Genomic DNA, 15,945 nt, shown 5'->3' on the forward strand with positions numbered 1-15,945 from the left:
GGTTCTTTCCCCGATAGCCTACGGCGACAATGTCCTCGTCGCTAAGTCGGGTAACTACCCCAGCGGCCATGGGGATGCGCCGCTGGGGGCTTTTCTGCGCGACCCAGCAGCCGTGCGGCGAAGGTTGCGCGACGGTTTCAAACACTACTTCCCCACCCCGTTCGACTTTTGGGGCGACCTTGTCGGTGCCGTATGCGTCTTCGTCCTGCCCGTCGCCCCCCTACTTTGGAGCCTTTTGCAATGAGCGCGATTGACTTTGAATTGATCCAATTCCCCCCGCACCGGCTTGCGGGTGAGCTGACAAAACACGCCGCCAACTACGCGCGATGCCGGTCAGCACTGCAACAAGCGATTACGGCCCATCAAGAGGCCCGAACCCTTGGAAGCCGTGATTGCGGTACTTTGGCCGACGCCGTGGATAGCGCCGCTGAGGCGGTTGGCGCGGCCCAAGAACGCGTCGCCGATCTTGTCGCCCACCTAAATGGTCGCGGTTCCTTGGAGTGCCTCGCTGACCTTCTGAAACTCGAAACCAGCGGGCGTCCCTGATGCCCGGCGCGCTGACCCACGCAGGCCATGCAGCCCAGGTGAAGCGCCGCAACCTCATCTGCCATGTCGCACAGAACGACAGGCCCAAAAATTCAACTTTCAGTTACGATGGAGCATCCCCAATGACCCCACCCGTCTGGCAACAAATCCAAACCCTGCCCCTAGATGATATTCAGGTAGAGGAACGGTTGCGCACCGCCTCTGAAACAGCGGTTGCAAGCATTGTGTCCTCTATTCAAGAGGTTGGCAGCATCCTGCAACCGCTCTTGGTCCGCCGTGTCAAAGACGGCTATCGCCTGCTGGACGGCCTGCACCGCCTAACTGCCGCAAAAGAAGCAGGATTGGCCGAGGTGCCGGTTAAAGTCAGCGAGTGCACCAACGATCAAGCGATCCGTATTGAGGTGGACGCAAATGTGGCCGGCGCACCTTTGACGCCGCTGGATATGGCCGTGTTTCTGGCCGCACACAAAGAGCTATACGAGCGCGAAAACCCCGAAGCGACCAGAGCACACAAAGCGAGGCAAGCCCGCCTGTCTGATCATACTGACAAAATGTCAGTACGATCATTCGCCGCCAACGCCGCTGAGGTGTTCGGTAAGGGTGAACGTCAGATTTTTCGCCTGATCAGTGTCGGCGAAAAGCTCTCACTTAGTGAAATCGCCCAGCTCCGGGACGCCCCGCAAAAGGTCCAATTCAAAGACCTAGAGCATATTGCAAAATGTGGAGAACAAGCCGACCGAGCTGCTATCTGCGCCGCCCTGGGCGATGGGACAGCCAAATCCGCTAAAGAGGTTTTGGACCGTAAAAAAGCGCCCGGTGCCGCCCTTAGAACGCCTGTTGAACAGCAGTTTTCAAAGCTGGCTGATGCGTTCATCCGCGCCAGCAAAGAAGCGCGCCGCCAGTTTGTCGCGCAGTATGGCGACGTTCTCTCTGAATTGATCGAAGACGCCAAAGGCGAGGCACAGGTATGACAACGCCCGTCTCGCCCAAACAGGAATGGTGGTCTGTGGCTGAGCTGGCTGCGGCCCGCCTGCCCGGCATTCCTGGCACTGCACGGGGGGTGACTGCAAAAGCCGACCGTGAAGGCTGGCGGGACGTGCCCGGTGCGATCAAACGCAAGGTCGGTCGCGGTGGTGGTTTACTCTATCATTGGTCGGTGCTGCCGCTGGCCGCACGTGCTAAACTGATCAAGCATGACGCCAGCCGCCCGGTCAAAAAGCTCGACCGCAACAGCGCCTGGGCCTCCTATGCAGCCCTACCCCAGAAATCCAAAGACGAGGCCGCGCGCCGCCTAGATGCGATCACCAAGGTTGAATTGCTTCACACCAGCGGTGCGGGCCATGTCCACGCCGTCGACACTGTCGCCGCAGAAATCGGGTCCAGTACCCGGACGATCTATAACTGGATCGACCTTGTCGCCGGTGTGGCACCAGAGGACCGGCTTGCATTCGTCGCGCCCAAGGCGCCGAAAAAACGCACCCAACAGGCAGATCGCACCGCCTATCAGCCGTTTATGGATTGGCTCAAGAGCGCTTGGCTGCGTCCCGAGCGCCCTACCTTTGCGCAATGCTACCGTATGTCCATGCGTCAGGCCGAACAGGCGGGATGGCCCATCCCGATTGAGAAGACCGCAAAGCGCTGGGTAGATGCCGAGGTGCCACGCACAACGCAAGTCTATCTCCGCGAGGGCGTTAATGGCCTAATGCGCTGCTACCCCGCCCAAATTCGCGACCGGTCGAGCCTCCATGCGCTGGAAGCTGTCAACGCCGATTGTCACAAGATCGACGTCTTTGTCGAATGGCCCGACGGCACCATCAACCGCCCCCAAATCGTGGCGTTTCAAGACCTCTACTCCGGCAAATTCCTGTCCTGGCGCGTGGACCACGACCCGAACAAAGTCATGGTGATGGCTGCATTCGGTGAATTGGTCGACAACTGGGGCATTCCAAAACGATGCCTGTTCGACAACGGGCGCGAATTTGCCAACAAATGGATGACAGCAGGCGCGCCAACCCGGTTCCGTTTCAAAGTTCGGGAAGACGATCCGATTGGTGTTTTACCCTTGCTTGGCATTGACATGCACTGGGCCACCCCGGCCCACGGTCAGGCGAAACCCATTGAACGCGCGTTCCGCGATCTGGCCAGTGATGTGGCCAAGGATGTGCGCTTTGCAGGCGCCTACGTCGGCAACCGACCCGATGCCAAACCGGAAAACTATGGCAGCCGGGCAATCAAGGCCGCTGAGTTTCTGGAGGTCCTGGCGGAGGGTATTGCCGAACACAACGCCCGCACGGGTCGCCGATCCGATACCGCCAACGGTCGGTCCTTTGATGAGACATTCGCCGAAAGCTATGCGACCGCGCCGATCATAAAGGCGACCGAAGAACAGCGGCACCTTTGGTTGATGGGCCAGGCAGACGGGAAATTGCACAAGGACAGCGGCAAGCTCACCCTCCACGGCAATGTCTACCATTGCGATTGGATGAGCCAGGAAGCGGGTCGCAAAGTGATCATCCGCTTTGATCCCGAAGACCTGCACAGCGGCGTACATCTTTCAGCGCTTGACGGCCAATATTTGGGCTTTGCCGAATGCCAGCAGAAGGTTGGTTTCTTCGATCTTGACGGCGCGCGGTCAACAGCCCGCCGCAACCGCCAGATCGTCAAAGCGGAAAAAGCCCTGGCAGAGCTGCAACGGCCCATCCAGGTCGAACAACTTGCCGCTGATATGACCAACTCGGCTCCGCCACCGTCTGAGGTTCTGGCAGATCTGGAGGCCAAGGTGGTGAAGCCGGTTTTCCGCAAGCCCGCTGCGGTCACCACGTTCCGCGATCACATGGACCCGGCGGCGGAACGCGAACAAGAGGCACTTATCTTGCAGATGGGTGCCAAGACCCCGGCCAAACCAGAACCGCAGAACAGTGGGTTCTCGGTTGCCAACAGCCCCGAGGAGCGATTCCGCCAGGCCGAAGACATCGCTCAGCGACAGCGGCAGGGGAAACCTGTTGGTGCGGCCGAAGCTGGTTGGCTGGAGGGGTTTTTAGAACACGCTGAATACAAGGCATATTCGGCGATTTTCGGAGATTTCGGCAGCAACAGCGCCGGATAAGAAAACCGCCGCCCGGCTGGCCCCGAAGCGACGGTCAATATTGAGTAGGAGCAAACGATGTCACAGCTTATCGAGGTTGGCAATAGCATCCAGCCGCTGACCAATGTCGCGAAACTGGCAACGCTGGTTAACCAGCTACAGGATCGTGCCTTTGGCGTCCCCGGCCTCGCGGTTTTCTATAGCCACCCCGGCTACGGCAAGACCTTTGGGGCAATCTACTGCGCGTCTAAATTTGACGTGATCCATATCTCCATGCAGGCGGACTGGACCAAGAAAACACTTCTGTCCCGTCTGCTCGGAGAGCTGAGCGTGTCAGCCCACAAGACGATCCCAGACATGGCCCTGCAAGCCTGCGAAGCTTTGGCGTTGAATGGCCGTACATTGGTTGTCGACGAAGCCGACTACGCGCTCAATCGCGGTGTCATTGAACTGATCCGTGATTTGCATGACGGATCTGACACGCCGGTCGTTATGATTGGCAACGAGAGCTTTCCTCAGAAATTGAAGAAATTCCCGGTCATCGACAGCCGAGTGTTGAGCTACGTCGCCGCGCAACCCGCGTCCCTGAAAGACGCCCGCCTGCTGGCGACTATCTACGCGGCAGGCGTTGAGATCCGCGACGATCTGCTGGGGTCTATCATCGAACGCAACACCGGCAACCCGCGACTGATGGTGGTGAACATTGCCCAGGTCAAAGAAGAGGCTATCAAGCTTGGCCTGAAATCCATGGGAGCCGATGAATGGGGCGGTATTGAGTTCATGGCCAACGAGGCCCCAGCTCCGCGTCGGGGGCTGAAATGGTGAACGCACTGGCCAACAACAGCGCTGAACAGGAAATCCTTGATTACATCAGCACCCGCCTGCGTTTCACCCATGCAGAGGTCGCAACTTACTGCGGTGCCAGCGAGTGGACCCGTCAAAACTACCTGCGCGCGCTCCAGCGCCAAGGTGTGGTGCGCGAATGCGGCAAGGACGGGTACGCCACCTGCTATACTGTCTTCGATCCCGAAGAAGCCCGGCAGTTTGAAGCCAATGGCAACCAGCATGAACGGGATACAGAACGGTCCAAAGCCCGTCTTGCATCGTTGATCGCGTCAATGAATGAAAACGACGCGCGCAATTTGGAGCTACCGAGTGCTGAGCCGCGTTCGCCAGAAGAAAAGCAGATCTGGAAGTATATCAACGACCTTGCCTATTTCACTGCCAAGGATCTGAAAAACGTCTGCGCATCAGAGACTATCAGAACGCGGTTCTTCCAGCGTCTTAAGCAAGCTCAAGCCGTCCGGGTATTCGGGCGCGGCAACGGGGAAACCTTCTATACAACCAAGCTGCCAAGTGAGGTTCGTGACAGCTCCAAGAGCAAGCGCGACAGCCTGGAAGGCATCATGTGGACGGCTATTCGTCGGCAAAAGCGCTTTCGCCCCATCGACCTATATGCGGCCCTTGTACCGGCCCGGCCTGATGTATCGAAGAAAGGCATTCTGGCCTATTGCCGCACCCTGCGGCTGGCTGGATACCTGCGCGCCGCCGCCAACAATCGCGGTCTGGGCGAGGAAACGCCCCTGCGGCTCATCAAAGATAGCGGTCCCCTACCCCCTGTAAAACGGAGCATGACGGTGGTCGTGGACAGTAACGACGAAAAGATCGTCTACGCACCCGGAGGGCGTCTGTGATGAGCGACCGCCTGATCCTTGCCCAAGATGGTTGGGGCGAGGCCCTACCCGAGTGGGTCGCCGTCCTGATCGCCGAATGCGACCGCACTTCGCAAAACGTGGTCGCAAAGCAGCTCGGCGTGAGTGCCACCGTCGTCAGCCAAGCAATCCGCAACCGCTATGCCGGAAATATGGTCCGCATTGAATCTACGGTGCGTGATGTCTTCATGAACGCACCGGTGCAATGCCCGGCCTTACAGGTGGAAATTGCGAGTGCAGCTTGCCTCGACCATCGCCGCCGCGCTGAGACCTGGTCCCATTCCAACCCATTTCGTGTCCGCATGACCCGCGCCTGTCGCGCCTGCCCGAAATTTACAAAATCAGAAGGTGAAACATGATCACTCCGCACCCTTTTTGCCGCCCGAAACCTGAGAAGGTGCGCGCAGCAGTGAATGACCTCGTATCAGGCGCGCACGTTCCCATCGGCACCGCCGACGTGCTCGCAGACGCCATCATGATCAAGGATCCGGTTCACGCAGGTATCGTGCTGCGCAGCCTGGCTGACGTGCTGGACCCAGAGGGCGCATAGCCCGACTTGAACCCAAGCCACCACAAAGAGAGCAATTGCAATGACCCAAGCCCAGACCTCCTCCCTCGAACGAGCAGACATTCCCGACGGCATCGTCGAGGCCAATGGCAACAAATACATGACCGACGCAAAGGGCAAATTGGTGCCACTGGAAACGGTCAACGCCCGCGACAAACTCCAAGACGAAACCGTCCGCAAGATCATCAGCTATGCCCTGCCGCTGCGTAGCCAAGTTGCCCGCTTCAAAGCGCATACTGGCCGCGATGTTGCCGATTTGCAGGCCCTGCTGGCTCAGGAATACGGCGCGCAGCTTGGCGGTGCTAAGGGTAATATGACCCTGTCCTCTTTTGACGGTCTGTTCAAAATCACCGTTTCCGTCGCCGATAAGATCGACTTTGGCCCGGAATTGCAGGTGGCCAAGCAGCTATTGGACGAATGCCTGAACGAATGGTCCGCAGATGCCCCGGCAGAGCTGCGCGCCATCGTCACCCGTGCGTTCAACACCGAGAAGCCCGGCCAGATCAATCGCGGTGAGGTGATGATGCTCTTGCGGCTCGACATAACCGATGAGCGCTGGAAACGGGCAATGACGGCCATCAAAGACGCCATGCGCGTTGTCGGCACCGCCAGCTATACGCGTTGCTATCAGCGGCCCAGCGTCGATGCGCCCTGGGAACATATCACGATTGACTTGGCCAAGGCATAGGAGCGCGTCCAATGGCAATGACCCAATCTGAAATCCAAACCGCTCTGCACCGCGCATTCAGCAGCTATGCCACCAAAATGCGGCGCGCCAATCTGCTCCTGGGCAATGGTTTGGTCGTTCTGCGGCGTGAGGCGGAGATTGCCAAGATCCCGCCTGAGGCATTCGACGCGATGGTCCGTAAGGAAATGAACCAAGCCGACAAGCGGATGCAGGACGACGTTGCCCGGCATCCCGTTGCCGCCCCGATAGCCGAGGCTGTGTGATGAGCCGCGCCCTGCAACAGAAGATCCACATCGGCTGTCGTCAGCTTGGCATGGACAGCGATGCACGGCGCGGCCTGCAACTGGCCGTCACGGGCAAAACGTCGATGAAAGACATGACCGAGGCCGAGTTAAAGAGCGTTTTAAAGCGCCTTAAAAACGATGGTTTCAAGGCCGCGACAGCCGGGAACCACCGCCATAAGAAAGCCTCCTGTGCTGATCTGCGTTTGGTCCATGTCCTTTGGCGCAAGCTCGGTGAGGCCGACGCGTTGCGTGACCCTAGCCGCAAGGGGTTGAACACATTTATCCGCAAACGATTTGGCTCCGCTTGGCAGTCGGTGCCCGCTGACGTTGATATGCTCCGCGATCATGAACAGATCGACCAGGTCATTCAGGCGTTGAAGTATTGGGGCCACCGCCAGGACATCGACTTTGATTGGTCAGACCATCAGCGATGAACCGCAATTTCCGCCCATATCTGCCCGGTGTACTGTCCTACATCGCCGAGGAAATCAGCCTTGATCTGGCCGTGCGCCTGGCAGAGGCAAAGGGCGGGCGTGAGGTCTATATCTCGGATAAGGCAGGCTCCAGCCTTGCGGAACTGCTGGGCGCAGAGGATGCGCTCCGCCTGTACAAACTACTAGGTGGCGGCAAACTGGTTGTCCCTGCCGGAAACTTTGGCGGTCAAGCCGGGCGCCGCCAGCGAATTGCCATGTTGCTGGGCCAAGGCAAAAGTCACTCGGTGGTCGCCGCCGAGGTTGACGTGACCCTGCGAACAGTCGAGCGTGTCGCGGCCAGTCTGCGCAGACGCAACGACGATCAAGGCGACTTTTTCATCTAATATTGCATTGCCCCCGACACCTGCCGGGACGGCAATCACCCAGCACCACAGGTAGTTTTGTCTTACACAGACGGAGCCACCGGCCATGCCATCAGTCCAAACCATTGCAGAGGAAATCGTCGCGCGCGAAGGCGGGTTCGTAAATGATCCCGCCGACCCCGGCGGCGCAACCAATTACGGCGTCACCATTCATACGATGCGCCGTCTGGGATTGGACCTTGACCGTGACGGCGATGTTGACGTGTTGGATGTGCGCGCTTTGAGCCGCGCGCAGGCCGTTGAAATTTTCATCCGGCATTATTTCACAAGACCCCGGATCGACCTGTTGCCGCAGGCGCTGCAAGCCAGTGTTTTTGACATGCAAGTCAATGCCGGTGCCTATGCCATAAAGATCCTCCAGCGCCTGCTGGCGGGTTTTCAGGAACCGGTCGCACTCGATGGCGCACTTGGCCCAAAGACCGCCGCAGCAGCCCACCGGGCCTATGAAAAGGCCGGGCACTATCTGGTCGATGCCTACGGTATTGCCCGCCGGGACTACTATCTGCGCCTCGCTGACCGTCGGCCCGCATCCCGTAAATTTGCCCAGACCCGTGCAGGCGGCAAAGGCGGTTGGATCAAGCGCGCCGAGGAATTCATTTCACCCCGCTACCACCTGAGCGACGCCGCTTTCCAGCAACGGACAGCGGCGTGGGGATGAGCGCGCCGGGCGATTGGCAGGTTTCGCAGTTTCCGCATCCGTTTTGCTGCGACGTAGGAGGCAAGATATGCAGTTTTTGAAATGGCTCTTTGGCGATGGTCGCAATGTGATCGCTGAAACAGCAGGCGTTTTCCGCCCACACGCCGAGGCGAGCGCACAACGCGACGCCGTTTACGTGCAATCCGCGCTGGCCCAACATGGCGCCGAGTTCAGCCGCCCCGCCCTGGGGCGTTTTGACCGGCTTATGGATGGCATGAACCGCCTGCCGCGCCCGCTGATGGTGATTGCCACATTCGCCCTCTTTGCCTCGGCCATGTTCGACCCGCTTTGGTTTGCTGCCCGGATGCAAGGGTTGGCCCTGGTGCCTGATCCGCTCTGGTGGCTGGCTGGAACAATCGTCGCCTTCTATTTCGGCGGGCGGTTTCAGGTGAAGTCGCAGCAGTTCCGCCAATCGTTGAGCCAGGGCACCGCGCTGTTGCCGCAGGTTCTGGAAAACATCAGCGCAATCGACGCTCTACGACATGACACGCCCGGCGCCGCTGAGGGCGGCGTGGCGGGCGATGACATCGCCAAGGCGCAGCCGAAAGAGGACAATCAAGCCGTGATGGACTGGTGGGAAGCGGGGCAGAAACGGTGACCCTGGATCTTGAGACCATTCTAAAGCTGACCAATCTCGGAATTTCGGTCTGCGCCATCATCTACACGTTCTTTGCCACCCGTCAGAAAGACACCGACGAACGGTTCAAGGAAGGGTCCAAGCGGATGGACCGCCACGAAAACCGTATCGCGGCACTAGAGCAAACGGTGCAGATCCTCCCCGGCACGGGCGACATTCACGCCCTGCAATTGGAGCTGGTCAAACAGACAGGATCGCTGGCTGAAATCCGCGCTGTGATGGACGGCAACGCCAAGATTATGGCCCGCCTTGAAACCATCGTCAGCCGTCACGAAGACCATCTAATCGGGACCTAAGAGACCATGAGCGCATACCAAGACACCCTGTCCAAACACCGTCGCCTGACAATCCTAAAATTCCTGTCAGACAGCCCGGAATATACGTCCAACGCATCCATCCTCGTGGACGTCTGCAATAGCTACGGCGTAGCTACCACCCGTGATCAGGTCATGGGCGAGCTGGACTGGCTGAGCGAACAGGGCTTGGCCAGTGTCACTGATAACGGGCTATTCCGCATTGCCACTGCGACCAGTCGCGGTGTTGAGGTGGCCGAAGGCAAAGCGCGCCATTCTGGCGTCCAGCGCCCCCGGCCTGGGCCGTAGTCATGCCCCCACCCCGCAAGATCGACCTACTGCCAAGTGAGATGCGCCATTGGCTGCAAGATGAGCTGAAGGCGCGTGGTTTCTCTGATTATGAGGATGTCACCGAGGCGTTGAATTTTCGCCTTGAAGACGCCGGGCTGGAAATGCGTATCGGCAAGTCTGCCGTTCACGCCTATGGGCAAGAGTTTCGCGACTACGCCAAGATGCAGGAACAGGCCCAGGACGAAATCCGCGCCTTTCTTGAAGAGGCCAGCCTGCAAGATGAGGTCGATGTCACCTCGGCCCTGTTCCAGCAGCTCACCACGATTCAATGGCGGTTGCAGATGGCGATGGCCAATCCCGATCAGCTTCCCGATCCACGCGGGCTGAAGGATCTGACCACCGCCCTGAACAACCTGATCCGCAGCACCTCGCTGCGTGATGAAATCGCCAAGGCCGAACGCGACGCAATGGCGCGCAAACTGGATGAGGCGGTGGAAGCCGGAGACGTGGAAAAAGAGGCCGCGCAGAAGGCCCGCGAAATCATGGGGTTTGTCTGATGAGCGATATGGCAATTGGAACTGTTGTGCTGGTCGGTGACTACAATTGGCGCAAGGGGCCAATGTGGCCCTCTATAGCTGCTGTGTTCTTTGGGCGGCGCCAGAGGTTCGTCCACCTTGGAATGCGCTGCACAATCGCGTGGTACAAAGAGCAGCCCTACCTGATTGCAATGCGTGAGGCGCCCGAGGCCAAAAATGGCGGTTAGCGTTGGGCCGGTCATTGACTTCCTGCCCTACCAGAAGGCCTGGATCGCCGACACATCCCGTTTCAAAATTGGCATGTTTACCAGGCGGGGCGGCAAGACGTTCGGCTCGGGTGGCGAAATCGTGGGCGACTGCGTTGATGCCGAGATTAAAGGGCGCAAAACGCGTTGGACGATCCTGTCACGGTCAGAGGCAACCGCCAAAGAGGCTATTGAAGACGCCGTAAAACCCATGACTGAGGGCTATTATGCGGCGCTTACGACATTGGCCCGTAAGGGTCGGCCAGAGTTTTCCGAGGAAGATTTCCACGTGCCCGCCCACAAACGCGAGGTCGTCCAGAATGGCGCTGTCCATCTGGTTGATGTTGAGGCTGCAACCTACAAGGCGCAGGAAGTCCGCTATCCGGGCGGCTCCCGCGTAACGGCGATTTCCGCCTCACCCGACGCCGCCCGTGGCTTTGGCGGCAATATGCTGTTTGACGAGTTTGCCTTCCATGCCGACAGCCGCCGGATCTGGGGGTCGGCCTTTCCGGTTGCCGCGCGCGGTGGCCATAAGATCCGGGTGATCAGCACCCCCAATGGCAAGGGCAATAAGTTCCATGAGCTGATGACCACGCTCAACAACGGCTTTTCCAAACACCACGTCGATATCTACGAGGCGGTCAAACAGGGACTGGACGTTGATATCGACGAATTGCGCGCCGGTATGTCCGACGAGGACGCCTGGGCGCAGGAATTTGAGCTGAAATGGCTGGACGCGGCCTCGGCCTGGCTGGACTACGATCTGATTTCATCCTGCGAAGATGTGCGCGCCGGTCACCCTGCGCTCTATCGTGGCGGGCTTTGCTATGTCGGCGTTGATATCGCGGCACGAAACGACCTCTTTGTGATCTGGGTGATGGAACTGGTCGAAGGCCAGTTGATCACCCGCGAAGTCATCGCCGAACGCCGTATCAGCTTTGCGCGGCAAGACCAGCTTTTAGCAGATGTGTTCCGCCGCTACCGGGTGGCGCGCTGCTGCATGGATCAGACCGGCATGGGCGAAAAGCCGGTGGAAGATGCCAAGCGCAATCACGGCGAGGACCGTGTTCTCGGCGTGTTGTTCAGCGCGCCGGCCAAGCTGGATCTGGCCACTGGCATGAAAGACCGTTTTCAGGATCGCTCAATGTTGATCCCCGAAGGCGACCCCAAGCTGCGCGCGGATCTTCATGCCATCAAATCTGTGACCGGCCCCACGGGTATCCGGCGCCTCGTCGCGGACACCGACACCGACGGCCACGCCGACCGCTTCTGGGCAGCAGCCCTGGCCTGCGAAGCCGCAGAAACCGAATACCAGCCGTTGGTCTATCGCCCCGTCGCACCCGGCGGCGACAAACACACACAACGGCTGATCAACCTGACCGCAGGTTTTAATGCCAGAAAAGGAATTTGGTGATGACACCCCGCTTGCTTGATGCCTATGGGCGCCCGATCAAACTCCAGAGCCTGACGCAGCGGGTGCCCGAACCGGGGATCACCTCTATCCGCAACGCATGGGCCCCCTCTGTCGCACTCGGTCTGACACCGCAGCGCCTGTCGCGGATTCTACTGGCGGCCAATGAGGGCAATATTCAGGACTATCTTGTCCTGGCTGAGGAAATGGAAGAGCGAGACCAGCACTATGGTTCGGTCCTGGGCATCCGCAAACGTGCGATTTCGGGCGTTGACCCCGTTGTCACTCCGGCATCCGGTGACCCGCAGGACGAAAAAATCGCTGATGCCGTCCGCGAAAACATTGCAGAGCATGACGGGTTTTCCGACCTGATTGAGGATATGCTGGACGCGCTCGGAAAGGGGTTCTCCCAAACGGAAATCATCTGGGACCGGAGCAAGACAGAATGGTGGGTCAAAGAGTTCTTACATCACGACCCGAGGTTCTTCACCGTAAACCGTGAGACAGGCCGCGAGATCCGAATGCTAGACGAGCGGGACATGATCGACGGGATCGAGCTGGAGCCGTTCAAGTGGATTTCCCACCAAGCCAAACTGAAGTCCGGTTTGCCGATCAGGGGCGGTCTGGCCCGGCTCGTGTCCTTTGGCTGGATGTGCAAAGCCTATACGATGAAAGACTGGATGGCCTTTGCAGAAACCTACGGCCTGCCTTTGCGCGTTGGGAAATACGGGCCAAGTGCCACGCCCGACGACGTCGAGGTGCTCTTTCAGGCTGTTGCCAATATCGGCACCGACGCGGCGGCGGTTATACCCGAGGCCATGAAAATTGAGTTTGTGCAGGCCATGAGCGGCAGCGCCAGTGCCGAGGTGTTTGAAAGCCTTGCCCGCTGGGTCGATGAACAGACATCAAAGGCCGTGCTCGGCCAGACCATGACCTCAGACAATGGCTCATCCATGGCCCAAGCCGAGGTGCATAATGACGTCCGCCACGACGTTGCCAAGGCCGATGCCAAATCTGTCACCACCACTCTGAACCGGGATTTGGTGAAGCCCTATGTAGATCTGCATTTTGGGGTCCAGAAGCGATATCCACGCCTGGTGATCACGATTGACGAGATCGAAGACGTGGACATGATCCTGCGTCACACCGCTGAGATGGTGGATCGGGGCGTTCGGGTGCGCCAGTCCGAGGTGCGCGGTAAGCTGGGCTATTCTGAACCCGATGCGGGAGACGAGATCCTGACGCCATCACGGGCGAAATCCAACGCCGCAGATGCAAAGCCGCCAGCGCCGCCCACCGAAACCGCCGCCAACCGATCTGAAACGCCGACGGGCGCAAGCAATCCTTATGCGCCGCTGGACGATCTGGAGGCAGAACTGGCAGATGACTGGGAGGCAATCATGGGGCCAGTTGTTGCCCCGGTTCTGGAACTGCTGGAGACCGCCACCTCCTATGAGGATGCGCTTGCGACACTGGCAGATGCGTTCCCCAAAATGGACACGCGCCCGCTCTTAGACAGCCTGGTCAAATCTGCCGTGAAATCGCGCGCCCTGGGAGACATTAGCGATGGCTGAGTTTCGCGACCGGCCCGGCTACAGCTTCAATCCCGGCGCGCCACCTGAGGTGGCGGATTTTTTCCGCAATAAGGCCATGCGCCCCAGCTTCAGTTTTCGCGATGTTGAGCCTGAAGAACACGCCGTCGCATTCACCGTAGCCAAGGCCATGCAGGTCGATGTATTGCAGACCATCCGCGACGAGCTGCAAACGGCCCTTGACAAGGGCATTCCCTTTGAAGAGTTCCAGAAGACTTTGACCCCACGCCTTCGGCGCATGGGCTGGTGGGGTGTCAAAGAACAGGTGGATCCGCTTACCGGTGATGTGAAGAAAGTGCGCCTTGGATCGCCTCGCCGTCTAAAGACCATCTATCGCGCGAATATGCGTTCGGCCCGCGCGGCGGGCCAATGGCAACGCATCCAGCGCAGCAAGCGCGCCCTGCCCTATCTGGTCTATCTGCTCGGCCCGAGCGTCCGCCACCGGCCAAGCCACGCGGCCCGGAGCGGCATGGTGCTGCCGGTCGATGATCCGGCCTGGCAGGTTTGGTATCCGCCCAATGGCTTTGGCTGCAAATGCCATGTCCGCCAGATCACCCGCCGCGAAGCTGAAGAAATCGGCATCAGTGAAAACCCCGACACCCCCAGCCGCGAGGTGTTCAATCCGCGTACCGGCGAGCTGAAGAAAATTCCGGTTGGCATCGACCCTGGATGGGAAAGCAATCCTGGCCTCTACCGCCAACGCCGCATGGCCGAGTTCCTGCAAGACAAATTGAACACCGCAGATCCGGCCATTGCTCACGCCGCCGCCCGCGACATGGCGACAAGCTGGCGTGTGCGGCGCATCCATGACGGTTCAGCCACCGGTTCGGCCCCCGTCGCCATGCTGCCGCAGGAGCTGGCAGACCGGATCGGCGCCAAAACCCGCGTGGTGCAGTTCTCCGATTACACAGCCGAGAAGACCAGGCGCAAACATGGTGAGGCCACCGCCGACCAGTTCAGACGCGTTGCGGAGCTGTTGGAAACAGGATCTATCGCGCATGAGATATCAGGCACCGGAACCGAAAGCTTGATCTTTGAAGGCCATGGCGCGAAGCGCTGGCGACTCGTACTAAAGCGCACTGCGGCCGGGGATGAGATCTTCCTGAGCACATTCCATCGCAGCACACCCGCCAAATGGGCAAAGCTGTTGCGCGGAAAAAACGTAACCATAGTGAGGGAGTGACGCGCGTGGAGGGGCGGAAATTCCCTCGCGGCTCAAGACCGGCTTCCCTAGGCTCACGCGCACTTCAAAGATAGCAATCAGGGATGAAATTTTCAATACCAGCCCGAATAGTGCCTGCGAGCCGCTGATCGCCCCGACCTCATGCCACGAGGATCGTTTTTAAAGGGGGGTTAAAGGGGGTAGAAAGGGGTGGAACGGGTTTTCGGGCGGCATCATGCGAGATCAGCCGTTACGCCCGTCTAAGCCCCCTCATTCGGCAACCTCTTTCTGACCCTCGATCTTGCCCCCGACACCTGCCAGGGCTGAGTAGTGCGGCACGGCGGGGCATTGTGGCCTCATGACACAGGCCAACTCCATAACCACCATTGCGCTAGCGCTGAACGCTGAAGGCGATAGCGTTCCCGATTGGATCCAGCTCACGCCGACCGGCCCGCACCTGACGGGCCGTGACGGGCGCCAATGGCGGCTGACCAATCCCGACGCGGTTGTCGCTGAATTTGCGCGCAACCGTGCCGACCTTCCCGTTGATTTTGAACATGCCACCCAAGTGAAGGGCGCAAAGGGCGATGCCGCCCCTGCGGTCGGCTGGATCAAAGAACTGGAAGCGCGCAACGGGGCGATCTGGGGGCGCGTTGAATGGAATGACGCAGGCCGCAATTCCATCGCGTCGAAAGGATACCGCTATGTGAGCCCCGTTTTCACCTTCACCAAGGCGGCCAAGGAAATCAGCAAGATGATTTCAGCGGGCCTGACCAACCAACCCAACCTGGAACTAGCCGCCCTGAACACCGAAGACCGTCAGGGTGGCGCTGATGAGGTACTGCCGATGAACAAGGCGATCCTTGAGGCCCTCGGCCTGCCGGAAAACGCGTCCGATCTGGATGTGGTGACGGCGATCAACAAAATGAAAACGGATGAGGCGACCGCCCGCAATCGGGCCGAAAACCCTGACAGCGGCAAATTCATCCCGCGCGCCGATTACGATCTGGCGATGAACAAGATCAGCACCTTTGAAACCGCTGAGAAAGAACGCCAGGACGAGGCGATCAACACCGCCGTCGGCGCTGCCATTGAAGCGGGTAAAATTGCGCCAAGCAGCCGCGACTACCATGTGGCGGCCTGCCGCTCCGAGGGCGGGCTGGAGAAATTCCGGCAACTGGTCGAGGCCAGCCCCGTCATCGCCGCAGACAGCGAGCTGCGCGACAAAACTCCGACCGCACAAAACAAGGCGCTGTCGCCCGACGAATTGGCGATCTGCCGCCAGATGGGCCTCACCCCTGAAGAATTCCACGCGGCGCAAGCTGAAACCGAGGAGAGCTGA

The 15,945-nt window shown here is 59.4% G+C and carries 21 protein-coding genes; all 21 read left to right on the forward strand.

Annotation, left to right across the window (positions count from 1 at the left end; genetic code table 11):
* Positions 1-240: 240 nt before the first annotated feature.
* The 21 genes from OO25_RS13755 to OO25_RS13855 all read left to right on the forward strand — a co-directional run bounded on the left by OO25_RS13755 (position 241) and on the right by OO25_RS13855 (position 15,945).
* Complete coding sequence (locus tag OO25_RS13755) at positions 241-546, forward strand: hypothetical protein (RefSeq protein WP_040170679.1); 306 nt, start codon at positions 241-243, stop codon at positions 544-546.
* A complete protein-coding gene (locus OO25_RS13760) occupies positions 546-1,517 on the forward strand; it encodes a ParB/RepB/Spo0J family partition protein (RefSeq protein WP_052463856.1) in 972 nt (323 codons plus the stop codon). The genes OO25_RS13755 and OO25_RS13760 overlap by 1 nt, the downstream gene beginning before the upstream one ends.
* Positions 1,514-3,652: a transposase domain-containing protein gene (locus OO25_RS13765; protein WP_040170677.1), complete on the forward strand. Its 2,139-nt coding sequence runs from the start codon at positions 1,514-1,516 to the stop codon at positions 3,650-3,652. Before OO25_RS13760 ends, OO25_RS13765 begins: the two co-directional genes overlap by 4 nt.
* A gap of 57 nt (positions 3,653-3,709) precedes the next feature.
* Positions 3,710-4,456, forward strand: a complete 747-nt coding sequence (locus OO25_RS13770; protein ID WP_052463855.1) for an AAA family ATPase — start codon at positions 3,710-3,712, stop codon at positions 4,454-4,456.
* Positions 4,450-5,325 carry a hypothetical protein gene (locus tag OO25_RS13775; RefSeq protein WP_040170675.1) on the forward strand — a complete coding sequence of 292 codons (876 nt, stop codon included), beginning with the start codon at positions 4,450-4,452 and terminating at the stop codon, positions 5,323-5,325. The genes OO25_RS13770 and OO25_RS13775 overlap by 7 nt, the downstream gene beginning before the upstream one ends.
* On the forward strand, positions 5,325-5,702 hold the full coding sequence (locus OO25_RS13780) for a hypothetical protein (protein WP_040170673.1): 378 nt from the start codon (positions 5,325-5,327) through the stop codon (positions 5,700-5,702). The genes OO25_RS13775 and OO25_RS13780 overlap by 1 nt, the downstream gene beginning before the upstream one ends.
* Complete coding sequence (locus tag OO25_RS22985; protein ID WP_040170672.1) at positions 5,699-5,893, forward strand: hypothetical protein; 195 nt, start codon at positions 5,699-5,701, stop codon at positions 5,891-5,893. Before OO25_RS13780 ends, OO25_RS22985 begins: the two co-directional genes overlap by 4 nt.
* Positions 5,894-5,933: 40 nt before the next feature.
* On the forward strand, positions 5,934-6,599 hold the full coding sequence (locus OO25_RS13790) for a DUF3164 family protein (RefSeq protein ID WP_040170671.1): 666 nt from the start codon (positions 5,934-5,936) through the stop codon (positions 6,597-6,599).
* 11 nt (positions 6,600-6,610) lie between these two features.
* Positions 6,611-6,862, forward strand: coding sequence for a hypothetical protein (locus OO25_RS13795; RefSeq protein ID WP_040170670.1), 252 nt, complete (start codon positions 6,611-6,613; stop codon positions 6,860-6,862).
* Positions 6,862-7,317, forward strand: coding sequence for a gp16 family protein (locus OO25_RS13800; protein WP_040170668.1), 456 nt, complete (start codon positions 6,862-6,864; stop codon positions 7,315-7,317). The genes OO25_RS13795 and OO25_RS13800 overlap by 1 nt, the downstream gene beginning before the upstream one ends.
* Entirely contained in the window at positions 7,314-7,700 is a 387-nt protein-coding gene (locus tag OO25_RS13805; protein ID WP_040170666.1) for a hypothetical protein, read from the forward strand. Before OO25_RS13800 ends, OO25_RS13805 begins: the two co-directional genes overlap by 4 nt.
* A gap of 85 nt (positions 7,701-7,785) precedes the next feature.
* Positions 7,786-8,397 (forward strand): holin-associated N-acetylmuramidase, encoded by a 612-nt coding sequence (locus OO25_RS13810; protein WP_040170664.1) that lies wholly within the window; start codon positions 7,786-7,788, stop codon positions 8,395-8,397.
* A 67-nt stretch (positions 8,398-8,464) separates the two neighbouring features.
* Positions 8,465-9,034 (forward strand): holin family protein, encoded by a 570-nt coding sequence (locus OO25_RS13815; protein WP_040170663.1) that lies wholly within the window; start codon positions 8,465-8,467, stop codon positions 9,032-9,034.
* Complete coding sequence (locus OO25_RS13820) at positions 9,031-9,369, forward strand: DUF2730 family protein (protein WP_036766944.1); 339 nt, start codon at positions 9,031-9,033, stop codon at positions 9,367-9,369. Before OO25_RS13815 ends, OO25_RS13820 begins: the two co-directional genes overlap by 4 nt.
* Before the next feature lie 6 nt (positions 9,370-9,375).
* Entirely contained in the window at positions 9,376-9,675 is a 300-nt protein-coding gene (locus tag OO25_RS13825; RefSeq protein ID WP_040170660.1) for a hypothetical protein, read from the forward strand.
* 2 nt (positions 9,676-9,677) lie between these two features.
* Positions 9,678-10,214 (forward strand): phage protein Gp27 family protein, encoded by a 537-nt coding sequence (locus OO25_RS13830; protein WP_040170659.1) that lies wholly within the window; start codon positions 9,678-9,680, stop codon positions 10,212-10,214.
* On the forward strand, positions 10,214-10,420 hold the full coding sequence (locus OO25_RS13835) for a hypothetical protein (protein ID WP_040170658.1): 207 nt from the start codon (positions 10,214-10,216) through the stop codon (positions 10,418-10,420). The genes OO25_RS13830 and OO25_RS13835 overlap by 1 nt, the downstream gene beginning before the upstream one ends.
* Positions 10,410-11,852, forward strand: coding sequence for a terminase large subunit domain-containing protein (locus OO25_RS13840; RefSeq protein WP_040170656.1), 1,443 nt, complete (start codon positions 10,410-10,412; stop codon positions 11,850-11,852). Before OO25_RS13835 ends, OO25_RS13840 begins: the two co-directional genes overlap by 11 nt.
* Positions 11,852-13,423, forward strand: coding sequence for a DUF935 domain-containing protein (locus OO25_RS13845; RefSeq protein ID WP_040170654.1), 1,572 nt, complete (start codon positions 11,852-11,854; stop codon positions 13,421-13,423). The genes OO25_RS13840 and OO25_RS13845 overlap by 1 nt, the downstream gene beginning before the upstream one ends.
* Entirely contained in the window at positions 13,416-14,624 is a 1,209-nt protein-coding gene (locus OO25_RS22370) for a phage minor head protein (protein WP_071196541.1), read from the forward strand. The genes OO25_RS13845 and OO25_RS22370 overlap by 8 nt, the downstream gene beginning before the upstream one ends.
* A 337-nt stretch (positions 14,625-14,961) precedes the next feature.
* Entirely contained in the window at positions 14,962-15,945 is a 984-nt protein-coding gene (locus OO25_RS13855; RefSeq protein WP_040170652.1) for a phage protease, read from the forward strand.

The organism is Phaeobacter sp. S60, from assembly GCF_000826845.1.
GTDB lineage: Bacteria > Pseudomonadota > Alphaproteobacteria > Rhodobacterales > Rhodobacteraceae > Phaeobacter > Phaeobacter piscinae.